We start from the raw sequence: 25600 nt of genomic DNA, 5'->3' as shown, positions 1-25600 counted from the left end.
GTTTCGATATTATGCCGCATACGCGCCGCGACAAGCTTTCTTGGCGGTCACAGCAGGCCCTCTTGCACCAATGCGTGCTCGAGCCCTTCTGCATGCTTGAAATGGTGCGTCCGAAAGCCCAACGCGTCTGCCGCTTCGACATTGGGCAGGCTGTTGTCGATGAATATGACCTTATCCGGGTCAGGCCCGTCCATCATCTTCAGCGCGTGATGATAGATGTCGGCATTCGGCTTGATCATGTTGATCTGCCCCGACACGACGACATGGCGAAAGCGGCGCAGCACATCGAATGCTTCAAGCATCTCGTCCCACGGATCGGCCGGCATGTTCGACAGAGCATAGAGCGGCACGCCGCGCGCATCCAGCCGTGCGATCAGCTCAGCCGTGCCATCCATATAGCCATCAAACATTTCCATCCATCGCCGGCCCCAGGCGAGGATTTCTGCTTCATAGTGTGGGTAAAGCCGGATCAGCTCAGCCGCATTGTCAGCAAAGCTTACGCCGGCATCATGCCGTGTATGCCACGCCATGGTGCAGATATCCGACAGGAACACATCACGTTCCTGCGGCGTATCAAATATCTTCGTGTAAAGCCGGGAGGGTTCCCAGTCGAGAACCACATGCCCAAGATCGAACAGCGCAATTTCAGCAGCCATAGTGCCGCCTCATTACCTGTTCATGTTCACGTCAGCCCTGCTTTGCTTTGAAGCGTGGGTCGGTTTTGTTGATGACGTAAACGCGGCCCTTGCGGCGCACGATCTTACAGTCGCGGTGGCGCGACTTGAGCGATTTGAGAGACGAGCGGACTTTCATGGGCCTAGCCTGTGGATCATAAGGAATTGGAAAGCGGAGCGGGTAATGAATCCGATGCAAAGAGTCAAGGATGCACGCTGTCATGAGCGTGCAGTTTCAGGAGCTGGAAAAATGGCCCTCATCGCGCTGAAGCGCTCTCACATTATTGCCGCCGCTGCAATGACCGCGCTGGTCGCTGCCTGTGCGACGAGTTCCGGACAGGCTGCCCCGCTCATCGCAGGCCCTGCGCCCGTTCCAGCGCCGGAAACCGGCCCCATCACATACGCAACCTCCGGGCATGCCGGTATGGACGCCTGGCGCGCTGCCTTTTCCGAGAAGGCGCTCGCAGCAGGCCATGACCGCGATGTGGTGAAATCGGTTCTATCTGGAATCTCGCCTCTGGAACTCTGGCTGGGCTCCGCCTTCCAGCCTGCCAAGACCGGGATTGAAGACCAGGCCGAATTCGCCAAGCCGATCTGGGATTATCTCCGCGTCCCGATGAGCAATAGCCGCATCAGCACCGGTGCCTCCCGCCTTGCTGAAAACCCTGCGCTTTTCGACGCGCTGGAGGCCGCCTACAATGTCGACCGTGAAGCGATCGTCGCTATCTGGGGGATGGAAACAAGCTTTGGTGCAGTGAAAGGCAATTTCGATGCGCCGAACGTGCTCGCCAACATGGCTGTCGAAGGCCGCCGCAAGAGCCTCGCCGAGCGCGAGCTTCTCTCCATCATCAAGATTTTGGAACAAGGCGATGCAGACCGAGATGATCTGATCGCCGGGTGGGCAGGCGCGATGGGTCACACGCAATTCATGCCCTCCACCTTCATTGCCTATGCCGAGGATTTTGACGGCGACGGCAAGAAGGACATCTGGGAGAATGAGGCCGATGCCCTCGCCTCGACCGCCAATTATCTCGCCAATTCCGGCTATACGCTGAACCAGCCCTGGGGCATCGAAGTACTGGCCCCAACCGGCTTTGATTTCAGCCTGGCCGATGGCAATGAACGCCGCGTGGAAACCTGGTCCGGCGCGGGGCTCGTGCCGGCGCGGGGCGGCGCATTCAATACGGGCGGCGCGAACTATGCCGAACTCTGGCTGCCTGCCGGGGCAGAAGGCCCGAAATACCTGCTCTTCAACAATTTCAAGGCCTTCAAGACCTACAACAATGCAGACTCCTATGCATTTGCGGTTGGCCTGTCAGGCGATGCCATGGGAGGCCAGACCGGCCCCGTCGCATCCTGGCCAACCCATCTGACTCCGCTGACCGTGGCTGAGATCAAGATCCTGCAGGCCGAGCTGAACGCACGCGGCTTTGATGCAGGCGTGGTCGACGGCATTCCCGGCCGCCGCACGAAGGGCGCGCTCCAGGCCTTCCAGAAGTCAAAAGGACTGGTCGCAGACGGCTATCCGACAAAGCAGGCATTGTCCGCGGTCATGGGCAGCCCGGTTGTCGGCGTCGCCTCCAGCACAAACTGATCAAAGAGCGTCGGCGGCCTCGTCTTCATCTGGCTCGCCGACGCCATCCTTCAGCCCGAACCGCGCATAAAGGATCATGAAGGCCAGCAAGGCTGCGCAGAACAGGAAGGGCAGTTGGGGATGGACATACTCATATACGAACAGGCCGAAGAAGGGCGTGATGATAAAGCCCATGCCGTTCGCCGAGATCACCAGTCCGGCCACATTGCCTTGTAGCTGCGGCGAGACAGCCAGCGAGGCGCCGCTGGAAAAGCCCGGCCGCGCCAGCCCCTGCCCCAGCCCGATGCAGAATTGGGCGAGGATAAGATTGGCGTAGTCCTGCGCAAACACCATCAGCAAGGCCCCCGCCAACAAGGGCAGGCACCCGCCCCACATCAGCGTCTTGTTCTTCAGTTTCATGCGCGGGATCAGCACGAGCTGCGCAAGCAGAACGGCAAGCGCGCCCACGGTGAAGGCAGGCCCGGTGAATTGCGCGGCTTCTTTCCCGGACACGCCCAGCTTGTCCATCACCGAGAAGACGAAAACCTGCGTCAGCACGCCGGTCGTCAGCGACAGGCAAACTGCGAAGATCAGAAACGGCAAGACCGGGCCGGAGCGCCACAAGCCGCGCGCGCCCGGTATTTCCTCAATCTGCGTGGCATCTGTCACAGGTGCGCGATCTTCCGGCAGCCGGAACCAGATCATGGCCGACATGGTGAACGCGATGATCGCCGTCAGCAGCAATGGGCTGAGCAGGCCCAGCGTGGCCACAAGCGCCGCGGCGAAGGCCGGGCCGATCACTGTGCCGACGCTGAAGCCGGATGTGATGAAGGCGATTTCTGACTGGCGCTCCGCCTGGCTGGTCCGGTCNGCAACATAGGCCTGCGCGGCGGGGTTCGTGCCGGAACCGATAAGGCCGAAAATGGACCGCGACATGGCAAGGCAGGCAAACATGAGAAACGTGCCCGTCAGCACNCCTGTCAGGGTNAGCANNCCTGTCAGGAAGAGNAGCAGCATGGAGACGCCATAGCCCGCAAGGCCAAGCGCCGCGACGGGCCGCCTGCCCCACCGATTGGACCGCCCNCCCCAGAATGGAGACATCAGCGACCAACACAGCGCCGAAAGACCNAACACCGCGCCGGCCATCCAGTCCGGCAGTCCGATCTCCCGCGTGAGCGGTGGCAAGACTGCTGCGATCAGCATCGTATTGCCCGCGCCAATTGCCATGAGAGAGAAGAATAAAAGGAAGAACGCGCCGCGTCGGTCTGGCCGTGACATGTCTGGAGGAATCATTTGCCCTGCGCTCATGTCATCTGTCTTCGGCCCGTCATCGGGAAATGTCCAGCATCATGACGGGCGTGCCGTTGGGACAGGNAGGCAACCGAATTCCNACACGACNTTCAGCNCGGAAGCGGGTTATGGTTGGACAATGCCCCACCCTCGTCATAATCTTGCTAAAGGGTTAACTTAAGAGGCTGGGAGTATCTTGGGAAACGCACGGGGATATCTCACATGCTGCGGAAATTGATGTCTAAGCCAGCCGGTCTGGCACTCGGCACAGCCATGGCGGGCCTGCTCGCCCTGTCATCCTGCGACCAACAGGATTTGCGTCTCGAACGCGCCCGCGATCTGGCCGATTCGACCCTGGATCAGCTGAGCGGACGGACCATTGTCGAGCCATCGTCACCAAACGCACTGGAAGCCGTCGACGTCGCAGATCGCGCAATCGCCGGCACAGTGCGCAACGACATGAATTTCGAAACGGCCAGCGCCAGCTCGATGTTCGCCATTGGCTCCATCATCGCAAAACCAAAAAACATTCCGCCCGCCGAGGCGATGGCAGTTGTCGAAGACGACGCATTGTTCCTGGAAGACCCGGAAGCGCTTGAGGAGGTCGCCGAGGAAGAGGTCGCGCTGGAAAGCGCGCCGGACGCAGACATGGACGCCATCACAGCGCCCGCACCCGCAGCGCCCTCCACCACACGCAGCCTGACGGTACAGCCCGCNCGCGTGATGCCGAAAATCAAGCTGGACCCCGCGGCCAGAGAGCANACCCTTCAGAAGATCGAGGAAGCCTCCCGCGAACTGGAGCAAGCCGCCGCGAAAGAGCCAGCNCCGGTCAAGCGTACCCGTTCCCTGAACACACGCTCATTGGAATCCGCCCCGGTGATCGAGCAGAAGGCTGCCCGCAAACTGGCGCGCCGCTCTGTCATCAGCCGCGATGCAATCACCGCGCAGCGTGATGCNAACTCCGTCATGCTCGACACATTGTCAAAATATGGCATGGGCGGCGAAGTTGCCCTGTCGCGCGAGGGCCAGATGGTCATCCAGATTGGCGAGGATGGCGCGAGCCCGACCCAGTTCACGCCTGAGCGTGCCCCGCGCAGCGCGCTGCAGAATTTCCTCGCGGTCGATGCCAAGCTGGAGTGCCCCGACAATCCGGACATGATGCAGGTACAGTCGAGCCCGGTCCTGGCCACAGAATGCATCGTGAAGGATCTGCGCGAGTCCGGACAATTCGAATATGTCGAGAAAGACTATATTTTCGAGAACCAGTTCGCCCGCAAACCCACACCGGATACACCGACTACCGGCACGGGCGTGACGCCAGATGTCATCACCGATGCCTCCATCACGCCGAATGATCCGCTCTGGGATTTGCAGTGGCACTTCCAGAACAATGGCTCCGGCGAAGGCGAATCCATTGGCGGTTCAAGCTTCCAGGATTTCTGGACCCGTCAGGGAACGGAAGGCTCTGAAGACGTCGTCGTCGCGGTGGTGGATACCGGCCTGCAGCTGGAACACCCCGACATCAAGGATTCCCCAAACATCGCGCCGGGCTGGGACATGGTATCGGATCCGCGCATGGGCAATGATGGCGATGGCCGTGACAGCGACCCGAATGACCCCGGCGATCTGTGTGACCCGTCTGTGCCCTATGCCGCTGACACGTTCCACGGCACGCATGTGGCCGGCACGATCGGCGCCGCAGCCACCAACAATGCCTCCGGCGTTGCNGGCGGTGCGTGGAATGTGAAGATCGTTCCCGTTCGTGCACTCGGCAAATGCGGCGGTCGACTGTCTGACATCAATGATGCCATCCGCTGGGCGGGCGGGCTGATCCCGGCCGAAGATGAAGAAGGCAACGAGATCTGGAACGACAATCCGGCGGACGTGATCAACCTGTCCATCGGCCTGTTCGAATTCTGCCCGGCCTCCCTGCAGGACGCCATCGACTCCGTCACGGAACGCGGCGTGATCGTCGTGTCCGCTGCGGGNAATGCCCGNGTCGCCACGCAATACTACGCGCCCGGCGGCTGCGCCAACGTCATCACAGTGGCGGCAGGCGATGCCCGCGGCGTGATCGCGCCCTATTCGAACTTTGGTCCGGAAGTCGACATTCTGGCACCGGGTGGGGATCTGACGCGTGATGACAATGGCGATGGTCGCCCGGACGGCGTGCTGTCCACCAAGGCCGCAACCAATTGCTATGACCCGCTGACGGGCGACGCTGTTGAAGATTGCTACTACGCCTTCGAACAGGGCACATCGATGGCAGCGCCGCATGTCTCTGCCGCGCTCGCCCTGTTAAAGGCCCGCGACCCGGACGCGACGCCGGACGAGTTGAAGGCGACCCTGCTGGCGGCTGTGTCGCCCCGCTCTGCGCAACAATGCTCCGGCTCCTGCGCGCTCTATCCGGGCACCACGCCGATTGAAGGCAGCGAGGGCATGTGTTCACGCCCGTGCGGTCAGGGCCTGTTGGACCTGGCGCTGGTGCCGGAAAAGATGAGTAGCGGCGGCGAGTAATGTCAAAGCGCCGCCCCTCCCCCATACATGTCGGCGGCCCCCTCGGCATTGCCGGAATCGCCCTGTTGGGGAGCGCGGTGGGCCTGGTCTTCGTGGCAAATGATGATCCGGATACGCCGCAACCGGCCATCCAGCAGGGCAGCGTCGTCTCGCCCGTAGAGGCGCCAAAGACGGATCCCCGCCCCCCAATCGGAAGTGTCGGCGTGGAACAGGTTCAGGCGGCCTCCACATCCAAAGACGCCCCGGCAGCATCTGGCCCCGCAGAGGTTACCTTCATCGTTCGCCTCAAAGGGCGGCCGGAGATCGACACGATCTGCCGCAACTACAAGCGCGACCGCGACACGGCGCTGGCCGCCTTTGATGATCTCGCTGCAGACATTCCGGCGCTGAAGGAGTTCAAGCTCGTCGGCGCGAGCTATTCCGGAGAGATCAGCCTTGCCTATACGCTGCCCGCAGGCGTCGATGCCACGCGCGGCCGGATCGAGGAAATCCGTACAAGGATTCTGTCGATCGACGGGGTTGCCTATGCAGACCCGGACTTTGTTGCCCATCCCGGAGAGGACAAACGCAAATGACTGCTACCCGCACGATCCTGATCGCTTCCGCATGCGCCGTTTCCCTGACGGCCTGCGATTTTCTGATCGCGAGATCCCCCGATGAGCCTGANCCGGTCGAAATCACNGCCCCCCCTGCCCCCGAGGAAGAAGCGCAGGTCGAGATGCCTACCGAAGCGGAACGCCCGGTGATGACGGCCAGCACGGCTACGATTGACTGGGAAGCCGCCCGCGCCGACATGGCCGCGCGCTCCAGTGAAGACAGCGAAACCGGATTCCAGGTCGCGTCCGGCAGCAACGCCCCGCCCGTTCCGGTCCTGCTGCCGACCGGCATCGTCGTGCCTCAGGGCGCTGAGGGCGGTGTGCGCTTCCAGCCCATGAGCGATGGCTATTTCGCGGCCTATCCCGGCATCGACTATGACATCGTCGTAAACGGAACAAATGAAGTGATCGGCGCCGATGCGCGCCCGGAAGATGAGATCGAACCGGTGCTGACCTATACGTCTACAATGACGGGCGCCCAGGTCTCCTTCTCACGTTATGGCGCTGACTATCTCGTCGAGTTCGAGTGTAAGGCGCTGCCAACAAGTGAAGCCGAGTGTATCTCCGAGCAGGAAGCTCTGGAGGTCACCAACAAGCTGGTAATTGCGGGGACGCGTTGATGAAACCAACGAGATTGCTGCTACTGGCGAGCACCGCTCTGATGCTCGCCGCATGCGACTTTGTGAGATTTCCGGGGGATGGCGGGCCAAGCCCGGAAACGCCGGACACTGGCCCGGCTGTTCCGCCGGGCGCACCGGGGCCGCCACCGCCCTCTGCCCCCGTGGATGATCCATACGGTACGGGTGGAGACACCGGCACAGATGACGGCGATGTAGATGCCGGGCCGGATATGCCCACTGATCCCGTAACGGATGATCCGGCAGAGCCTGACGATGGAAGCGACGACCTTCCTGACGATACGGATGCGGCAACTGATACAGACGCAGATGCACCCGCAGACGACGCCGACACGCCCGCCGCGGACGACACCACCGACGGCGAACCGGATGCGGATACAAACAATCCTGACGACACAGACACCGTTCCGGACACAGACATCGACACTGATCTGGACGCTGGCGACGATACCGACACCAATCCCCCATCTGATGACGATGCAGGCTCAGATGACACCCAGGCTCCGGACACGCCGGGCGATACGGATACGCCAGCGAATGATGGTGGCGACGACACAGCCAGCCTTCCGGACCCTGTCGAGCCCACTTTCAGCTATTTCGAAGCCGGCGCACTGCTGCCCGGCTCCGGTCAGGGCGCGCCTGACCAGATTGCCTATGCGCCCGACATCGTCTTCCCGATTGCGGATGCGCCGGCCTATCTTCAGTCACAAGTGTTCAGCTTTGGCGGCGGCGTTGCAGGCGGCGACCAATGCGATGCGCGCAACTACACTTATCCGTGGCGAGATAATTTCTGCGAAGTCCGCTCGGCCAATCGCACCTCTCCCTACTGCCCTCTTCCGAAGGTTCATCAGGGGCAGGACATTCGTGTCGGCACAGCGGCGGATTGCAATACGCTGCGCCGCACATCAGCGGCGGACCGTGCCCTGCACAAGGTGGTCGCTGTGGAGGACGGCATCATCTCTCATGTTGGCACCTATAGCGTGAATCTGCGCGCGGGCGGCCGGATCTACAAATACATGCACATGAACATGAGCAAGCTGGAGGTGAAGGCCGGTGATCCCGTCACCGCAGGCCAGCACATTGGATATGTCTCCAACGATTTTGGAGGCACTCCGACCACGTTCCACCTGCACTTCGAGATCACGCAGAATGATGCCAATTCAGGCTGGATCCATGTCCCGCCCTATCTGTCTCTTGCAGAGGCCTATGAGCGCCGCGAAGGCGGGCCGGGCGAAGTGATCGAAACCGGGGGCGTCGAGGTGGCCACCGCGCCTTTCATCATTCCCGAAGGCATGGAAATCATCGAATAGGTTTCGGTCAGGCCGGTCTGAAGGTCAGCGCAACGCCATTGTTGCAATATCTCAGGCCGGTCGGCGCCGGGCCATCCTCGAAGACATGGCCCTGATGACTGAGGCATCTGGCGCAGTGATATTCTGTCCGTACATAGATAAGTTTGCGGTCAGGCTTGGTCCCCATCGCGCCGGGCAACACATCGAAGAAGCTTGGCCAGCCTGTGCCGGAATCAAACTTTGTATCCGATGAAAACAGCGGCAGGTCACAGCCCGCACAATGATAAGTGCCGGTTCGGGCCTCATTGTTCAGGTCAGACGTGAATGGCCGCTCCGTGCCTTCCTTGCGCATCACGCCATAGGCCGCCGCGCTGAGGCGCGCTTTCCAGTCCTCTTCGGTCAGCTGCCGCCATTTTGAGTCCGCATAGCGATCCTCATTGTTCTCGTTCTCGGCATCCGCCGCTTCAGAGGTCGAATTGATGGAACAGGCGGCAAGGCCTAACGAGGCGGCCCCGGTGAGGAGCAACGCGCGGCGGGAAAGCGTTTGGGTCATGCGTTTCATACGCGGGACCATGCCGCATGGTTCAGTCGCGCACTACACACAAGCGCGTGAAACCTGTGTCAGTGGCTGTCTTCGACCCAGACTTCACCGTCCAGATCGTCCAGCTTTCCCTGCAAATGCGCCCGAACATCGGCCACGGCCTGATTGTAGACAGCCGGGCCAAGGGTNTTGATCATCAGGTCAATAATGTCGTCGGCGCGGAAATCGCTCAGCCGTTCGTCGAACTCAGTGGCAAACAGGGTTTGCAAATGCCCGCGCAAGGTCACGCGGCGTTCTTCGGTCAGCTCAAGCTTTTTCATCTCCGTCTCCCTTGCGCTGGTTGCGCCCGAAGTTCACCGCGCCGGAATCCTGGCCGGCATCAATGATGGCTTTCCGGATTGAGCGCGCCCGCGTGAATTCATTGAACAGCGTCTCGCCGTCGCCCCAGCGAATGGCCCGTTGCAGCGCGGCCAGGTCTTCAGAAAATCGGCCCAGACACTCCAGCACGGCATCCTTGTTGTTGAGGAACACATCGCGCCACATGACCGGGTCGGAGGCAGCAATACGCGTAAAATCCCGGAAACCACCGGCGGAGTATTTCACCACTTCGCCCTGCTCCACCGTCTCCATGTCGAAGGCTGTCGCCACGATGTTGAAGGCAATCAGATGCGGCAGGTGAGACGTGATCGCCAGAACGCGGTCATGCCGCGCGGCATCCATCGTCTCGACCGTCGCGCCAAGCTGCGTCCAGAAGGATTCGAGGCGAGACACCGCCTCGGCATACTCCTCGCCGTCTACCTTGAGAGGGGTCAGAATATGCCAGGCATTCCGGAACAGGGTCTCAAAGCCCGCTTCCGGCCCGGATTGCTCAGTACCTGCAATCGGGTGGCCGGGAATGATGTGAACGCGCCCGTCCGCCGCCGCCGCCAACGCGTCCGCCGCTTGCCCCTTCACCGAGCCGACATCTGTCAGGATCGCGCCGGCTTTCATCAGCGGAACGGTTTCAGCGGCAACGGTTTTCAGCGCGCCAACCGGCACACACAGGATAACGCAATCGGCATCCGCGACCGCTGTTGCCAGATCGTCTGCGATTTTGCCGAGATCAATCGCGGCCGCACGCTGGCGCACATCCAGATCGGCGTCATACAGGCTGACCGTCTCCGCTGCCCCATAGGCGCGGGTCGCCCGGGCAATGGACGCGCCGATCAGGCCGGCGCCGATGATGGCGATCTTTTCAAAGACGGGGTTGGTCATGGAGTTCCTGCAGTCAGATTTCGCTCGCTCTGGTGCGGAATGCGGCGCGATTGGTCAAGGTCTGATGTCCCTGCAACCATCTACCGCAGATGACAGCCGCGACATCACACTTACATTTGAGCGACAGAACGCAACATATCGCGACAAATGACGACACNAAGCAACGCGATACGACACCGAGCAAAGGTATCGACAGATGAGCCAACCCTCCCCCATCCTTTCCGGAATTCGACAACGCTGCGGCCAGTGTGGTGAGGGCAAGCTGTACAGCTCCTACCTCAAACTGCACGAGACATGCCCGGTTTGCGGGCGGGACATGTCATCAGCCGATACGGCGGACGGACCCGCCTTTTTCGTCGGGTTTGGCGTGCTGTTGCTGCTCGCGCCATTCCTGTTCCTGCTGCCGATGAGCCCATTGCCATTGGTGCCGATGATCATCGCGTTCATCGTGCTGTGTGCAGCCGTTGTGGGATTGTCGCTCTGGTTGCTCCCGGTCGCAAAAGGTGTGCTGCTGAACCTCCAGCTCCATCACGGCGCTGAAGAGGCAAGCTTCAAACCCGGCAGCGAAGACTAGCCGGAAACAGCCTGTTCATCGCGCTCGCCGGTACGAATCCGGATGATGCTGTCGAGATCGTAGATGAAGATCTTGCCATCGCCGATTGTGCCGGTATTCGCCGCCTGCGTGATCGCCTCTGCATAGCGTTCAGCAGATGCCGCGGGACATGCGACCTCCACTTTCACCTTTGGCAGCAGGCGCACTTCATACTCAGCGCCGCGATAGACTTCNGTCTTGCCCAACTGGCGACCATAGCCACGAACTTCGGAGACGGTCAGACCGGTTGCGCCCGCTTCGGACAGCGCATCGATGACCGCATCCAGCCGGCTTGGTTTGAAGATGGCGGTTACGAGTTTCATGGCGCTCAATCCTTTGATCTGTAATGCCTATTAGGTCTTTCTAAAGTACAGAGCGCCCGGTTGGGGCGTCAATGTCTTTCGCGACCATTGGTTGTCGCAGGCCGCGTCAAACGCACTTTTCCGGTCACAGGTGCCTCCGCACCGCCTCCTGGAGAGGCATAAAGGCGCTTTACGGCCTCCACGAGCACCACACCGCCCAGCCCCGGCGCAAGCATTCGCCCCATCACTTCCCAACCTTCTGCGGCGGTCGTGACCAGCGGCGTGGCCACAGGCGGCATGTAAAGCGCGCTGCTGGAGGCGGTAACCTGAAACAGGCCGATGGACAGCAAATTCATCAACTGCGCCCTGGTCCACGGCCTGCCCTGCCCGAAAGGCGTCCGCGTCGCACGCGACCAGAGACCCGACCGATTGGACGCCGCCAGCACGATACGCCCTTCAGGGGCGGTGACGCGCCAGATCTCACGCAGATAGGCGCGCGGATTGCCGGACTCCTCCAATCCGTGGAGCACAATGACGCGATCGAACATGCCATCCGGGAAAGGCAATCGTTCATCACCGACTGAAACCGTGGCATTTCCCCTGCCGAACGGGTTCCAATTCACAGGCCCATGATCGAGCGGAACCCCCGCAACGCTGCGGCTGGGCGTTCCACCGAAAGCCTCCAGCACCGGAATGGCGTATCCAAGCCCGAGTAGCGACAGNCCCCTCGCATCTCCCCAGAGGTCAGTCAGCTTGCCCGATAGTATCCNCGCCGCCGCCNAACCGAGGGCGGACGCATAGAAACGTTGCAAAGTGACGGCATCCTGACGCATGAACGGCCCTGTGCTAGTCTGGTCTGCTGGAGACACTGATGACGAAGATCACCCTCGACATACACAAATTTCCCTGCCTGAACGATAATTACGGCTATCTCGTGCATGAAGCCTGGTCAGGACAAACCGCCGCCATCGACACGCCCGATGCCGACAAATACCTGGCAGAAGCGGATCGAATGGGCTGGTCAATCAGCCACATCCTGAACACGCATTGGCATCCGGACCATGCCGGCGGCAATCTGAAGATCAAGGACGCAACCGACTGCACGATTTACGGACCCGCCGGCGAAGCCGAGAAAATTCCTGGTATCGATGTGCAATTGTCGGAAGGCGACCGCGTTGAGCTTGGCCGCGCGACAGCAGACGTTCTGGATGTGCCCGGCCACACACTTGGACATATCGCGTTTCACTTTGCAGAGCAGAATACTGCCTTTGTCGGCGATTCCGTTTTCGCGCTTGGCTGTGGCCGCGTGTTCGAAGGGACAATGGCAATGATGTGGGACAGCCTGTCCAAGCTGAAATCCCTGCCGCCAGAGACGCAATTGTACTGCGCACACGAATACACTCAGGCAAATGCCCGGTTCGCAGAGACCATCGATCCGGACAATACCGATCTGGCGGACTATATTCGATGGATCGATGATCGCCGGTCACGCGACCTGCCGACTGTACCGACGCGGCTCGACAAGGAACTTGCGACAAATCCATTCCTGCGCGCCGATGATCCCGCGCTGCAAAGCGCCATGGGCCATCCGGGCAATACAGTTGACACCTTTGCGGAGATCCGGACCCGAAAGGACCGCTTCTGATGCCCGCCATTTCCGGCGACCTCGGCGCAAACGAGATCATTCGAATGCTGGGCCTGAGAAAGCATCCGGAAGGCGGTCATTACAGCGAAAGCTATCGCGCCCCTGCCCTCAATGGGGAACGTGCCGCGTCAACAATGATCTATTTCCTGCTGCAGGCAGATGAAGTCTCTGCGTGGCATCGGGTTGATGCAGACGAATTCTGGCTGTGGCATGCGGGCGGTCCGCTGTCCCTGACCCTGTCACCACCCGATGGACAAGGGGCACGCGCCATGACCCTCGGTCCGGATTTGCGCGCTGGCCACTCCCCTCAGGGAATCGTTCCGGCAAACTATTGGCAGACCGCAGAAACCCTTGGCGCGTGGACGCTTGTTTCCTGCATCGTCGCACCCGCTTTTCATTTCGGAGGCTTCGAACTCGCACCAGACCAGTGGCGCCCGGTCATCTAGCCACGCATTTTGAGCGCTTGTTTCATCAACGGAGACACGATCGCCACAAACCAGCGCTCGCTCCGGCTCCTGGCAAACTTGCGGAAATAGCGGGACAGGCTCTGCGCCTTGTGTTCGAGAACCGCTTCAGATGGAACATCCGAAGTCGAACCATAGTGCAGCGCGCTTGCATGCGGTTGATACACAACGCTTCCGCCCATCTCGATCACGCGGCGGCAGAGATCAACGTCTTCGACATGCAGGAAATAGTCTTCATCGAAGCCGCCCATGCTGCGAAATGCCTGACGGTCGATCATGAAGAACGCACCGGAAACCGCCCCGACTTCGATGGATTCTCTTGGAGGCGGGTCGTTTTCCAACGTCCATTTCCCAAACCCCATCGCACGAGCAAGCGTCAGCGTATTGCGCCGGCCACCGCGTTCCTCCCGGCCATGAATATCGAATATCTTGCCGCCAACCAGAACGGGCTCAGCGCGCTGGTCCATCGCGCCCACCATGCGCGCCAATGACCCGCGCCTGAGAACGGCATCAGGATTGATCACAAGCAACAACTTGCCAAGCGCGCCGGCGGCGCCCTTGTTCACGCCAGCGCCAAAGCCGGGATTGGTCCCGTCCCTGACCAGATGAACCTTGTCAGACTTTGCCACGAACCGATCAATCCACTCCTGCTCACCAACTGGGTTGCCGTTGTCCACGACAACAATTTCGGAGACGTCCGGATCGGATTTCAGGGCATACAGACATTCGTGAAGGCGTGGCCCGGTGTGATAGCTCACCACGATCGCCGTAATTGTTGGAAGGGTCATGCAAGCGATTCCCGTACCCGCCGTGACAGAAGAAAGAGCGCGCCGACGGCCAGCGCCAAAGTCGCCCAGAACGCTTCGTTCCAGACACTGTAGGAGAAGCTGAAAAGACACAGCGCCGCTGCGAGCATTCCCGCCGTCGCATAGCGCACATCAACCCTCAACCTGTCGCCCAGGGGAAGTGTCCATCCAAGAAGCAGGATTGCCAGCGATGCAAACGTCGCCCCGATCAATCCGGTCTCCGCCCATATCTGCAGGGCCATATTGTGAGGATGTCCGGGCACGACGGGATAATAGGCCCAGAAGTCCGGCAGCTGCGCCATCCAGTCAGGATACTCCGCATAGGTCTCCTGCCAAGTTTTCGAGGCCTCAATTCCATGCCCCTGCAGCGGCGCCTCTCCGATCTTTCCGATCACAACCTCCCAAGACCAGGCGCGCGACTGGAAGGAGCCCGGCAGATTGATCCCGGCTGCCTTTACCAAGCCCAGCAATCCGCCGATCAAGAGCGGTGCACTCAGGAGATAGGCAGCGGCGAAGGTGAACAAGCCGCGCAATCCATATTTCGGGAACACGCGCACCACCAGAAATGCGACCAACATCAAGATCGCGCCAAACATGGCAGCGGATACTCCGAGCAAGGCAAAACTGGCGACGCTCGCCAAAACAGCGACAAACGCGAGCGCCTTCCAGGCCAGACCCGCCCGCGTTCCCAGATATGCAGCGAGCACGGGCAACACGAGTGCGAACGCATTGGCGCCCCGGTCCAGATTCTGGAACCCACTCGGATACTGCGCAGGATCGTGATCATANAAAAACGGNATGACAGATGCCGCCAGGAAAGGGCTGAGCCAGACCATGACACCGTGTATCGAAACGCTTCCCAGCATGATACGGGANGANACCTGAGCGCGCCCNTCCTGAANTTTAAGCAGACCGCCCACCAGTAAAACTGCGAATGCTAGGACGAGTGCGAGACGCAATCCGGCTGACCGAATCGCCAGGTCACCTCCGAAGATACTGCCGCTGATGATTCCTCTCGACCCGGGAGACCAGAATTCGGTGATCACGGCCCAGGCAATGAATGCGAGTGCCGCCACGACATACGCCTTCGGCCGAATTCCGGGTCGTGCAATAAACAGTACAGGAACAGCCGCAAGACCAAGCAAGAGTGGATTGCCCTGCGTGCCCGCCATGCTGGTAATCGGCCACAACAGGAATGCCGCAGCAAGAAAAGGTGCGTAACTCATGCCACGCATCTTTTCCTGATCTGCCCTGCCTGTCACCCGTCTATTCGGCGTTGCTGACCTTCAGGTCAGGCGCCAGCGCTTCCTGCGCGAGGTCTACACATGCGTCATCCAGAGAGATCATCTGCTGACCATTGCTGCCCAGGCGGCGAAGCGCGAGCGTACGATCTTCCGCTTCGCGTCCGCCGACTACCGCGATGATCGGGACCTTCTGAACGGAGTGTTCGCGGACCTTGTAGTTGATCTTCTCATTGCGAAGATCCGTCTCGACACGCAGCCCGGCCTTCCGCAGCGCCTCGGCGGCCTCTTCGGCATAATCGTTGGCCGCGTCCGTGATGGCGGCAACCACGACCTGCACTGGCGACAGCCAGAGCGGGAACGCGCCTGAGAATTCTTCGATCAGGATACCGATGAACCGCTCCATCGATCCCAGGATCGCGCGATGCAGCATGACGGGGCGCTGTTTCGATCCATCCGGCGCTGTGTACTCTGCGCCGAGACGCTCAGGCAGCACATAGTCAAGCTGCAGCGTGCCACACTGCCAGACGCGGCCAATCGCATCAGTCAGCTGGAATTCCAGCTTCGGACCATAGAATGCCCCCTCGCCCGGCATGATCTCACATGGCAGGCCCGCCGCATCGACCGCCTCCTGAAGGCCTTTCTCGGCCCGGTCCCACGTCTCGTCACTGCCGGCACGCACATCCGGACGCGTGGACAATTTCACCGCAATGTCCTCAAAGCCGAAGTCACGATAAACACTTTCCAAGAGGCGACAGAACTTGATCGACTCCTCGACGATCTGGTCTTCACGGCAGAAGATATGTGCATCGTCCTGCGTGAACTGACGAACGCGCATGATGCCGTGCAGCGCGCCATGCGGCTCGTTGCGGTGACAGCATCCGAATTCTGCAAGGCGAAGCGGCAGGTCACGATAGGATTTCTGGCCCTGCTTGAATACTTCGACATGCGCCGGGCAGTTCATTGGCTTCAGCGCCATCAGCTTGGCATCTTCCGGCACGGAGATTTCAACGCCTTCATCCCCTTCCGGAATGAAATCCGGAACGATGAACATGTTCTCGCGATACTTGCCCCAGTGACCGGATTTCTCCCACTGAACGGAGTCCATCAGCTGCGGCGTCTTGATCTCTTCATAGCCTGCCGCATCGAGGCGGCGACGCATGTAAGATTCAATCTGACGCCAGATCTGATACCCTTTCGGATGCCAGAAGATGGAGCCCGCCGCAGCGAGGCCATCGAGATGGAACAGGTCCAGCTGCGTGGCCAGCTTACGGTGGTCGCGCTTCTCGGCCTCTTCCAGACGCGTGAGATGGGCTTTCAGGTCTTTCTCGTTCGCCCAGGCCGTGCCGTACATGCGCTGCAGCATCTCGTTCTTCGAGTCGCCCCGCCAATACGCACCCGCCAACTTCATCAGTTTGAAGGCTTTTGGCAATTTGCCCGTCGATGGCAGATGCGGTCCCCGGCACAGATCGAACCACTCACCCTGCTTGTAGACCGTGATCGGTTCGCCCGGCGGGATGATGTCGTCGATGATCTGAGCCTTGTAGTCTTCGCCGATCTTCTTGAACGTCTCGATGGCATCTTCCTTCGCCCAGACTTCGCGAATGATCGGATAGTCTGCGTCGACAATCTCGCGCATCTTCTTCTCGATCTTTTCGAAGTCTTCCGTTGAGAAAGGCTCNTCGCGGGCNAAGTCGTAATAAAAGCCATCATCGATCACCGGTCCGATCGTGACCTGTGCATCGGGATAGAGTTCCTGCACCGCCTGGGCGAGCACATGCGCCGCGTCATGGCGGATCAGTTCAAGGCCATCGGCATCATTCGCCGTGACGATCTCAATGCTGGCATCCCCCTCAAGCGGGCGCATCAGATCCCTCAGTTCGCCATCAACACGCGCGGCGAGCGCTTTCTTGGCAAGGGAGTTGGAAATNGATTTGGCGACATCGAACGGAGACGCACCGTCTTCATATTCTCGAACGGAGCCGTCTGGCAGGGAAACTTTGATCATGGTTCAGTCTTTTCGTGCATTTCAGCGCTGCAGGCAGCGCGGCAAATTCGGTTCCGGTCTGGCCCTTTATCCGGCGACTGCTTAACGCGACTTCACCAGATTTCCCACCCCATACACATTGAACGTGCAGTCTGGCAGGCCGGAACCAGAGTCCGGGGTTCATTTCAGGCTGTTTTACGGGTGCGTGATGCGGGCGCGCAGCAGCGCGGCCAAGGGCGCGTCAGGCACCCCGGCGAGTTCGTGTGGTCAGGCCAACAGGGCCGAAAAGGCAACGAATATCACTCATTGCAATTCATATGGCACGACGTGTTCCGGTTTTCAATTCGCGCCATCACCTTCCCGGCTGACCATTCGCCATATCGCCAAGGCTGCCAGAACGGCACTTTCGGTAGGGATTCGGGCACAGGATCTCTTCCAAGACTTCCCCCGGGCCTGCACCGGATAAAACGCGCCAGCGCCATCCAGATGCCCGGCCACCAACCGAAACGCGCAACACATTCAGCGCCATATTCGCTGCAAGTCGGTGTGTGCTGGCAACGTGCGCCGAAGGCATAGAAAATCTGGCTCGGCCCGTGTTTGTAGAGCCAAAGCAGGCTCTCCGCCGCGTGCCGCCTCAGCCCGGCCATCTCAATTCACTGCCGCTCGCGACAATCCGCGACTGGCGAGTGCCTCATCGATGGCCGCGACAGCCGCCTCAAATGCCAGCAGGGTCGATGTGTGCCGCGGTGGATAGTCCGCCACGGGCTCAAGATGGCGCAGCTCCCAGAACCGGCCTTCCGGTGGGGGGCCATTGTCTTTCAACATGTCTTTCAGCGCATCGCGCGCCGCGATGATTTCTTCAATCGTCGCGCCAACGGCATGTTCGGCCAGGATCGACGTCGCGGCTTGCCCCAGCGCGCAAGCCTTGGGATCTACAGCAATTGCGGTCACGCGCTCGCCTGCCTCGTCCAGTGTCAGGTCCACTTTCACGGTCGATCCGCAAACGCGGGACACTTTCAGCACGGACCCGTCCGGCGACTCTAGGTCGCCGACATGCGGGATGCCTGCTGCCAGTTCCAAAACCCGATTGTGATATAGCTCGCTCATCACCCGGAACATGGCTCTGGGTCGCCCCTCTTGCAAGCCATTGCAGCTGTGACGAAAAAAGCCGCCTGATGATGACCAAAAGGCCCATCAGGCGGCGAAGTGTGTCTTGCATTGAAATCGGGACGCTCAGGCCCGGTCCGCACCAGACCGAACGGCGCGCTTAAGGTCAAATAAAGCTTCCGTCATGGGCAACGCTGTCAGGCCCGTCTCCAGGTCGAGCCGCCTGCCCCATCCATGATCTCGATACCTTCGGCAGCAAGTTCATCGCGAATGCGATCTGCCTCTGCCCAATCCTTTGCCGCGCGAGCATCAATCCGGGCCTGAACAAGCGCATCAATTCGCGCCTTGTCGTCATCATCGCCGCCCTGTTCCCAGCTTGCCGGCGTCATCGTCAGCAGGCCGAGAAAAGCCCCTGCATCCAGCAGGTTGGCGCGCGCTGTCGCCATGGCGTCAACATCGCCTTTGTCGGCAGCAGTGTTCGCTTCCCCTGCCAGACGGGAAAGGGACGCTAACGCCTCCGGCGTATTCAGGTCATCACACAGCGCATCAAACACGCCGCGGTCATCGATCTCTCCGCCTTCAGCGGCCCAGACCCGGCGAAGTGCGCCATAGATGCGGTCGAGTGTCGTCTTTGCCTGTTTCAGCAGGTCTTCGGTCCAGTCGAGGGGCGCGCGATAATGCCCGCTCAACATNGCAAAGCGCAGCACCTCGCCCGGCCATTTCTGGAGCANGTCGTGAACCAGGACGACATTGCCGAGAGACTTCGACATCTTCTCGCCGCCCATGTCGAGGAAGCCATTGTGCAACCAGTAATTCGCCATNACCTCGCCGTGCGCACATTCGGATTGGGCAATCTCGTTCTCATGATGAGGGAATTGCAAATCAATCCCGCCGCCATGAATGTCGATCGTCTTGCCAAGATGTTTCGCGGCCATGGCCGAGCATTCGATATGCCAGCCGGGGCGTCCCCTGCCCCACGGGCTATCCCAGATCGCGTCTTCCGGCTCGCCGGGCTTGGCGAACTTCCAGAGGGCAAAATCTGCCGGATCGCGCTTGTCCGCATCGACCGCAACCCGCGCGCCGGCTTCATTGTCTTCCAGCTTGCGACCTGACAGCTTGCCATAGTCGGACATGGTCTTGACGGAGAACCAGACGCCTTCCTTGCCGACATAGGCATAGCCCTTGCGAACAAGCTTTTCGATCATGTCGATCATCTCGCCGACATGCTGCGTCGCCCACGGCTCGATGCTCGGAGGCAGAACGTTCAGCGCCGTCGTGTCAGCATTGTAGATGTCCGCGAATTTCCGGGTGATCTCCGCAATCGGCTGACCGCTCTCCTGGCTCGCCTTGATGATCTTGTCTTCGATGTCGGTGATGTTGCGTGCATAGACGACGGCATCCTCACCATACACCCGCATCAGCAGACGCCGCAGCGTGTCAAATACGATGGGCGGGCGCGCATTGCCGATATGGGCGTAGTTGTAGACGGTTGGCCCGCAGACATACATCGTGACCCGGGCCGGATCCTGCGGCTCGAATACGCGCTTTTCACGCGCGGCGGTGTCATAAAGGCGGATTGTCATGGTCTTATGGCTCGATTTCGAAAGTCTGAGGAATGCACTGGCTTCGGGAATATATGGCCAGCCCTAATGGCGCGTTGAGGCGTCAACAGCAACAGCAGCAGGCAGAACAGCGGTGAAATCGGATCGTTTTCATCCGCGAGCCAGTATCATTGACGTACAAAAAAGCCAAGAAATGACTCATCCACTGGCGCAACGTCACCGTAGAAAGGGCTGGAAACAGGGCATTCACGCCCTTATGTTCCTCATATCGCCCTGAGGGTATCAACTCCGGGCGGGCGTTAAGTCCGGGCAGGGGAGCAAGATGAACGCGCTTTCCCAGACCAAGCCTCGGCTCGACCCCCGTCCCTCAGTCGAAGGAAACTTCAATCATGGCAATGGACGCCATCACTCCCAATAAAGACAAGGCACGCGCTGAGCCTGTGAAGCGCCCCACCGTTCAGGAAGCTGAAGAGGCCGTTCGCACGCTCATTGCATGGGCTGGCGACGATCCACAGCGAGAAGGCCTGCTTGATACGCCAAAACGCGTGGTCAATGCCTACAAGGAATGGTTCTCCGGCTATGACGAAGACCCGGTAAAGTACCTGTCACGCACCTTTGAAGACGTGCAGGGCTATGACGACATCGTCATGCTGCGCAGCATTGACGTGGAAAGCCATTGCGAACACCACATGGCGCCTTTCCTCGGCAAGGCTTACGTGGCTTACATGCCATCGGCAGCCGTTGTGGGTATTTCCAAACTGGCACGTGTCGTGGAGATCTTTTCCAAACGCCTGCAGACACAGGAAACCATGACAGCGCAAATCTGTGATGCGATCACCGAAAGCCTGGCCCCTATGGGCACGGCTGTCCTGATTGATGCCGTCCACGAATGCATGTCCACGCGCGGCGTTCACCACAAGGATGTCAGCACGATCACCACGCAATTCACGGGCGTGTTCAAATCTGATGCAGACCTGCGCAACCGCTTCCTGCGCATGGCTGGCAAGGGCTGAGCCGCATCTTCATCGAAACAGGAAAGCCCTGACCGGATGGTTGGGGCTTTTCTTTATGGGGTCTCATCAAGCCTAGCCCGCTCCAGCCAGGCGACAATATCGGCCACAACCTTGTCCGTGCCCGGCTCATCAACGATCCAGTGCGCGTTNTCCTTGTATTCCANGAAGTCTCCGGCGACGGGGCTCTTGGCGTATTTCTCACCGACCTTCCGAACCCCCTTGGCAGGCGTTGCCCGGTCAGCTCCTGCCGCGATGGTCAGTGTAGGAATTTTGANCAGGGATTCGTCAACCTCAATACCATCAGAAATGTCGCCATAAACCTTGCCGGAATCATACAGGGCACTTGCATAGATTTCCGCATGCCGACGACGCGCAACCTTGTTGAGCACGCCATACCGGAAGCCTGACTGCCAAATCTTGTACCCCTTGGTGCGGTCACGTCCGATCAGGATATTCAGGAAAGTATACGCAACCGACAGCGTCACCACAGCGCAATCCTTGGGCTGCGCAGGCGTAAGGAACACCGCCTGACTGACAAGCCCCTCCTCTGCCAGGCACTGCGCAATGAGNCCGCCCATCGAATGGCCAATTACCGCGGGCGGCGCACCCGTCTCNTCCGCCATCGCGCGCGCTTTGTCAGCCATCGCCGAGACATAATCATCCAGGCCAAGTTCCGCGAGCGATTCAGGCGGGTTNTCNGGAACGCGGCGATCCGGAAAAAGGGTTGGCGCTTCGCAGAGCCAGCCAGCCGCCTCAAAGCCGGGCCGCATGCGATCCCAAACCTCTCCGCCGCACCCGATACCATGGATCATCAACAGGGATTTTGTCATCAGGGCGCCCTTCAGGTCTGCTGGTCTCTAGCCTTGGGTTTCCTTGTGGCCCGGAACCGGTTCGCACCAGGTCCGAAACCGTTCGGCCACTTCGGAGTACACCATCCGCTTGAAGGGTACGACCATGGACGGAACTTCCTCAAGACGTGCCCAGCGCCATGCATCGAATTCCGGCGTGTGCCGGTCCAGGCGCACATCACTGTCAGAGCCCTTGAAGCGCAACGCGAACCATTTCTGCCGCTGCCCGATATAGGGCCCCGGCAGGCGCTTTTTCACATCATGTGGAAAGTCATAGTAGAGCCAGTCGGATGTCTCTTCGAGAACGTCTACGAGCTTGTCGGGAATTCCGACTTCTTCTTCGAGTTCTCGTAGCGCCCCAACAAGCGGCGTTTCGCCCTTGTCGATCCCGCCCTGCGGCATCTGCCATTGGAAGGCCCCACGGCCATTTATCCTGCGGCCAATGAAAACATGCCCCGCCTTTGAAAACACGGCGAGGCCGACATTCGGCCGATACAGGTCTGGATCAGGTATTGTTACGCTCACCCTTCAGGGTTTAGCGGAGCCTGCATCAAGCTTCCAGTCTTCACCGGCTGCAACGCGTCATTTTCTGCAGACTTTTCAGCGGTCAGCGCGGAGACAGGGGCAAGAAGAACGCCGCGATTCTGCAGATCCTTCGTCCAATCCTTCGCGATCTCGATGGTTAGCGGGTAGGCATACCCTGCCCCCATCGAACCGCCGCTTTCCTTGGCCAGTGTTTCCAGACCAAGCAACTCATTGCGGATATCATCCGCATTCATTTTGGCGTCGATCGTGCTGGCTGCACGCGCATATTTCAGATTCGTCTGGCCAGCTGCCGTGTCAAATGCACCACCAGAGAAGCTGCCATCTTCTATCAGCGCGACACCGCGATCCTTGAGAATGTCCAGAACCGAGTTCACCGCGCCTGCGTCTTCTGCAAACTTGGCACCCTGATAGTTGATAATGCCGAAATAGCCGCTTGCACGGCTGAGCAAACGCTCAAGCCGCGGAATGTTTCGCGTACCATCATCATTTGCCAACAGCGTCTGCGGGTGCATCTTCATACGCCCGTACTCAAATGCCTCCATCGGCACTTCGATCAGGACTTCATGGCCCTTCTCGCGCGCTTGATTGACCCAATACTGGAGGTTCCCGGCGTCCGGCGCGAAGGACAAAGTCACTTCAGGCGGAAGCTCGTTGATCGCGGCTTTCGTATGTGTGGCATTGATGCCGAGTCCGCCGATGACGAGCGCGACAACCGGCTGGTTGCCCGGATTGGCAAAGGGGCGCGCGTACACGTCTGATGGTGCCCGGCCCTCAGCAGAGATACGCGGCAGGGTCAGCCCGTTCACGCGCTCTGACAGACCGGAAATTGGCGCGGGGTCGAGCGACGTGATCCGGGTTATTTCCCCATAGGACTCGCCCGGCCGCACCAGGGTGCCGTTGATGCGAATGCCTGCACCCGCTGAATCTTCATCGCCCTGACCTGTTGGTTGGGCCTCGGCAGCCAAAACCGGCGCCTCGCTGTATTCCACGCCCAGTGTGGGTTGCATGCCGATGGTGTCGTCATCCGCCAGAACGACCGTCGCCGCAACGCCGGTCGGCGTTTCCGATTTAAGGCGCGTTTTCAGATTGGCTTGCGACCCCTGACTTGTCTCGAACAGGGCAAGCACCTCACGAGGGCCTGAATTTGCCGGATTGCCGGAATAATGGATCACAGCGCCAAGGCTGGCGGCGATGCCTCCGAACACGAGCAGGCTCAATCCGGTATGAGTCAGACCCGAACGCAATGGAGACGGGTCGGCATCCCTGCGGCTAGCCATTCATGGACCTCATTAATCAGATTGGTGCATTCCGAACGAACAGAATTGCATCCAACTGGTTAACAGGTTGCAAAGATCTCGTTAACCAGCTCGGCGAATTGCACTGGCGGTAACAGTGCCTTCGTTCAACATTTCCACAGCTCTTTTCAGCTGATAGTCCTCACCATCCCAGTCTTCAGGCGGCTGTTCGTCCGGCATGGAGATGTCCTGGCGAGCCTCGCCATCTTCATTGGCAAGCGCATGCGGAAGATCTGCTTCCGACCAGCGCTTGATGCGGGCAAGCTCTTCTTCGGTCAGGCGCGATTGCGTGATCTCGATATCCGGATCAATTCCGAGCGCCTGAATCGAGCGACCGGCCGGCGTGTAATAGCGCGCCGTGGTGAGGCGAACTGCGCCACGATCTGCGCCAAGCGGGATGACTGTCTGCACTGAGCCTTTGCCGAAACTGGTTGTGCCAATCACGGTCGCGCGATTGCGATCTTGTAGTGCGCCAGCGACGATCTCTGACGCAGACGCTGACCCACCATTGATCAGCACGATCATTGGCGTGCCTTTGAAGACTTCGCCAGACCGGGCATTATAGCGCTCCATATCCGAGATACGACGACCTTGCGTGGACACGACCTCACCGCCTGACAAGAACATGTCAGACACGGAAACAGCCTGATCGAGCAGCCCGCCGCCATTGTTGCGCAGGTCAAGAATCAAGCCACGCGGACGCGAGCCAGTCTCCTTGGCAATTTCCTCAATCGACTCTTCCAGCAGCANTGTCGTGCGCTCATTGAANGTCGAAATACGGATATAGCCGATGTCATTTTCCTGCATCTTCCAGGTGACGGATTTCTGCTGGATAACTTCGCGGGTGAGCGTCACATCGAATGGGTCAACACCTTCGCGAAGGATGGTGATGTCGATATCGGTCCCCTTCTCACCGCGCATTTCCTTCACGGCATCATTCAGGGTCTGTCCAATGATCGGCGCGCCATTGATGGCTGTGATCAGATCGCCCGGCTGAATTCCAGCCCGGCTGGCTGGCGTATCATCCATCGGCGAGATCACCTTCACAAAGCCATCTTCCATCGTGACTTCAATGCCGAGCCCGCCATATTCCCCNCTGGTCTGCACCTGCATGGAGCGGAAATCATCGGGATCGAGATAGCTTGAATGCGGGTCAAGCGAGGTCAGCATGCCATTGATGGCGGCTTTCATCGCGGCCTTNTCGTCAATCTCGGTCACATAGTCCTGACGGGCGCGGGCCAGTATTTCAGCGAACAGGTCCAGCTGCTGATACGTGATCATCCGTGGGTCTTCCGCGCGGTCTTCNGGCGACGCAAAGGCAGAGAACCCNACAGCTGCGCCACCCAATACGACACCGAGGGCAGCCCCCGTCAGTAGTGAACGCATATTGAAGTCCTCCATAATCCTTTGACCTTAGCTNCGGCCTGGNAACCAGTCTGCCGGATTCATCACCTTGTCGCCAAGCCTTAATTCCATATTCAATTCGGGAACGGGGTCTGCGCGGTCGGGCATCCGGCCCACGGGCTCGCCTGCAGAAACGCCTTGGCCTTCAGTGACATAGATCCGGCTCATACCTGTAAGAATAACATGGTAGCCGTCACTCGTCCGCAAAATTAACATTGATCCATACGTCCGGAACGGGCGGGCATATTCCACTGTACCGCCTACAGGCGCGACGACTTGCGCATTGGCCCGCGTGGCGAAAGCCACCCATTCCGATTTTCCGCCAGTCGGCAGTTTTTCCCCAAACGCCCTTGCCAGCTGCCCCGCGACTGGCGGCTTGAGCGCGCCCAACACAGCCTTCCCAAGCGGTCGCGAAG

At 59.8% G+C, this 25600-nt stretch carries 27 protein-coding genes; 8 read left to right on the top strand and 19 right to left on the bottom strand.

Annotation, left to right across the window (positions count from 1 at the left end; translation table 11 throughout):
* Positions 1–47: 47 nt before the first annotated feature.
* Entirely contained in the window at positions 48–656 is a 609-nt protein-coding gene (locus tag CBB91_RS05580; RefSeq protein WP_273012686.1) for an HAD family phosphatase, read from the bottom strand.
* Between the two features lie 31 nt (positions 657–687).
* Positions 688–813, bottom strand: a complete 126-nt coding sequence (ykgO, locus tag CBB91_RS05575; protein WP_011648318.1) for a type B 50S ribosomal protein L36 — start codon at positions 811–813, stop codon at positions 688–690.
* Between the two features lie 111 nt (positions 814–924).
* Between ykgO and CBB91_RS05570 the strand changes: the two genes are divergently transcribed.
* On the top strand, positions 925–2268 hold the full coding sequence (locus CBB91_RS05570) for a lytic murein transglycosylase (protein WP_273012683.1): 1344 nt from the start codon (positions 925–927) through the stop codon (positions 2266–2268).
* Here the strand turns inward: CBB91_RS05570 and CBB91_RS05565 are convergent, their stop codons facing one another.
* On the bottom strand, positions 2269–3525 hold the full coding sequence (locus CBB91_RS05565) for an MFS transporter (RefSeq protein WP_273012682.1): 1257 nt from the start codon (positions 3523–3525) through the stop codon (positions 2269–2271). It lies immediately after the preceding gene.
* Between the two features lie 234 nt (positions 3526–3759).
* Here CBB91_RS05565 and CBB91_RS05560 point away from each other — a divergent pair, with 234 nt between their 5' ends.
* The 3 genes from CBB91_RS05560 (at position 3760) to CBB91_RS05550 (ending at position 8598) form a co-directional block, all read left to right on the top strand.
* Positions 3760–6054: a S8 family peptidase gene (locus tag CBB91_RS05560; RefSeq protein ID WP_273012680.1), complete on the top strand. Its 2295-nt coding sequence runs from the start codon at positions 3760–3762 to the stop codon at positions 6052–6054.
* Positions 6054–6629 (top strand): hypothetical protein, encoded by a 576-nt coding sequence (locus tag CBB91_RS05555; protein ID WP_273012678.1) that lies wholly within the window; start codon positions 6054–6056, stop codon positions 6627–6629. Before CBB91_RS05560 ends, CBB91_RS05555 begins: the two co-directional genes overlap by 1 nt.
* A gap of 640 nt (positions 6630–7269) precedes the next feature.
* The gene (locus tag CBB91_RS05550; RefSeq protein WP_273012676.1) at positions 7270–8598 is read left to right on the top strand and encodes a M23 family metallopeptidase; all 1329 of its coding nucleotides are present in this window, start codon (positions 7270–7272) and stop codon (positions 8596–8598) included.
* Positions 8599–8605: 7 nt separating this feature from the next.
* On the opposite strand, the gene msrB is transcribed toward CBB91_RS05550, so the two are convergent.
* From msrB to CBB91_RS05535, 3 genes are all read right to left on the bottom strand, one after another.
* Complete coding sequence (gene msrB, locus CBB91_RS05545) at positions 8606–9130, bottom strand: peptide-methionine (R)-S-oxide reductase MsrB (protein WP_273012674.1); 525 nt, start codon at positions 9128–9130, stop codon at positions 8606–8608.
* A gap of 68 nt (positions 9131–9198) precedes the next feature.
* A complete protein-coding gene (locus CBB91_RS05540) occupies positions 9199–9438 on the bottom strand; it encodes a DUF2164 domain-containing protein (protein WP_273012672.1) in 240 nt (79 codons plus the stop codon).
* Complete coding sequence (locus CBB91_RS05535) at positions 9425–10372, bottom strand: prephenate/arogenate dehydrogenase family protein (RefSeq protein WP_273012670.1); 948 nt, start codon at positions 10370–10372, stop codon at positions 9425–9427. The genes CBB91_RS05540 and CBB91_RS05535 overlap by 14 nt, the downstream gene beginning before the upstream one ends.
* A 196-nt stretch (positions 10373–10568) precedes the next feature.
* On the opposite strand from CBB91_RS05535, the gene CBB91_RS05530 reads away from it, so the two are divergent.
* Complete coding sequence (locus CBB91_RS05530; RefSeq protein ID WP_035547524.1) at positions 10569–10946, top strand: DUF983 domain-containing protein; 378 nt, start codon at positions 10569–10571, stop codon at positions 10944–10946.
* Here CBB91_RS05530 and CBB91_RS05525 read toward each other — a convergent pair.
* Complete coding sequence (locus CBB91_RS05525) at positions 10943–11287, bottom strand: P-II family nitrogen regulator (RefSeq protein ID WP_035547527.1); 345 nt, start codon at positions 11285–11287, stop codon at positions 10943–10945. The two genes, CBB91_RS05530 and CBB91_RS05525, sit on opposite strands and share 4 nt — an antisense overlap.
* Positions 11288–11355: 68 nt before the next feature.
* The gene (locus tag CBB91_RS05520) at positions 11356–12099 is read right to left on the bottom strand and encodes a methyltransferase domain-containing protein (RefSeq protein WP_273012668.1); all 744 of its coding nucleotides are present in this window, start codon (positions 12097–12099) and stop codon (positions 11356–11358) included.
* Between the two features lie 38 nt (positions 12100–12137).
* Between CBB91_RS05520 and gloB the strand changes: the two genes are divergently transcribed.
* Positions 12138–12911, top strand: coding sequence for a hydroxyacylglutathione hydrolase (gene gloB / locus CBB91_RS05515; RefSeq protein WP_273012667.1), 774 nt, complete (start codon positions 12138–12140; stop codon positions 12909–12911).
* The gene (locus tag CBB91_RS05510) at positions 12911–13357 is read left to right on the top strand and encodes a cupin domain-containing protein (protein ID WP_273012666.1); all 447 of its coding nucleotides are present in this window, start codon (positions 12911–12913) and stop codon (positions 13355–13357) included. Before gloB ends, CBB91_RS05510 begins: the two co-directional genes overlap by 1 nt.
* Here the strand turns inward: CBB91_RS05510 and CBB91_RS05505 are convergent.
* From CBB91_RS05505 to cysS, 6 genes are all read right to left on the bottom strand, one after another.
* Positions 13354–14163, bottom strand: coding sequence for a glycosyltransferase family 2 protein (locus tag CBB91_RS05505; RefSeq protein WP_273012665.1), 810 nt, complete (start codon positions 14161–14163; stop codon positions 13354–13356). The genes CBB91_RS05510 and CBB91_RS05505 overlap by 4 nt on opposite strands.
* Positions 14160–15407, bottom strand: coding sequence for an O-antigen ligase family protein (locus CBB91_RS05500; protein WP_345906734.1), 1248 nt, complete (start codon positions 15405–15407; stop codon positions 14160–14162). Before CBB91_RS05500 ends, CBB91_RS05505 begins: the two co-directional genes overlap by 4 nt.
* 40 nt (positions 15408–15447) lie before the next feature.
* On the bottom strand, positions 15448–17430 hold the full coding sequence (gene thrS / locus CBB91_RS05495) for a threonine--tRNA ligase (protein WP_273012663.1): 1983 nt from the start codon (positions 17428–17430) through the stop codon (positions 15448–15450).
* 278 nt (positions 17431–17708) lie between these two features.
* Positions 17709–18056 (bottom strand): membrane protein insertion efficiency factor YidD, encoded by a 348-nt coding sequence (gene yidD / locus CBB91_RS05490; RefSeq protein WP_273012662.1) that lies wholly within the window; start codon positions 18054–18056, stop codon positions 17709–17711.
* Between the two features lies 1 nt (position 18057).
* Entirely contained in the window at positions 18058–18519 is a 462-nt protein-coding gene (locus CBB91_RS05485; RefSeq protein ID WP_345906739.1) for an iron-sulfur cluster assembly scaffold protein, read from the bottom strand.
* A gap of 194 nt (positions 18520–18713) precedes the next feature.
* Complete coding sequence (gene cysS, locus CBB91_RS05480; RefSeq protein ID WP_273012660.1) at positions 18714–20099, bottom strand: cysteine--tRNA ligase; 1386 nt, start codon at positions 20097–20099, stop codon at positions 18714–18716.
* Between the two features lie 374 nt (positions 20100–20473).
* Between cysS and folE the strand changes: the two genes are divergently transcribed.
* Positions 20474–21091 (top strand): GTP cyclohydrolase I FolE, encoded by a 618-nt coding sequence (gene folE / locus CBB91_RS05475; protein ID WP_035548292.1) that lies wholly within the window; start codon positions 20474–20476, stop codon positions 21089–21091.
* Between the two features lie 53 nt (positions 21092–21144).
* Here the strand turns inward: folE and CBB91_RS05470 are convergent, their stop codons facing one another.
* The 5 genes from CBB91_RS05470 to CBB91_RS05450 form a co-directional block, all read right to left on the bottom strand.
* Complete coding sequence (locus tag CBB91_RS05470) at positions 21145–21921, bottom strand: alpha/beta hydrolase (protein ID WP_273012658.1); 777 nt, start codon at positions 21919–21921, stop codon at positions 21145–21147.
* Between the two features lie 27 nt (positions 21922–21948).
* Entirely contained in the window at positions 21949–22464 is a 516-nt protein-coding gene (locus CBB91_RS05465; RefSeq protein ID WP_035547556.1) for an RNA pyrophosphohydrolase, read from the bottom strand.
* The gene (locus CBB91_RS05460) at positions 22461–23762 is read right to left on the bottom strand and encodes a divergent polysaccharide deacetylase family protein (RefSeq protein ID WP_273012656.1); all 1302 of its coding nucleotides are present in this window, start codon (positions 23760–23762) and stop codon (positions 22461–22463) included. Before CBB91_RS05460 ends, CBB91_RS05465 begins: the two co-directional genes overlap by 4 nt.
* 81 nt (positions 23763–23843) lie before the next feature.
* On the bottom strand, positions 23844–25166 hold the full coding sequence (locus CBB91_RS05455) for a S41 family peptidase (RefSeq protein WP_273012654.1): 1323 nt from the start codon (positions 25164–25166) through the stop codon (positions 23844–23846).
* A gap of 27 nt (positions 25167–25193) precedes the next feature.
* Positions 25194–25600 (bottom strand): peptidoglycan DD-metalloendopeptidase family protein (locus tag CBB91_RS05450; RefSeq protein ID WP_273012652.1); only part of this gene is annotated, 407 nt, incomplete at its 5' end.

Origin of the sequence: Hyphomonas sp. TMED31, assembly GCF_002172815.1 — a bacterium.
Classification (GTDB): Bacteria; Pseudomonadota; Alphaproteobacteria; order Caulobacterales; family Hyphomonadaceae; genus Hyphomonas; species Hyphomonas atlantica.
This window is presented reverse-complemented; position numbering and strand designations above follow the sequence as displayed.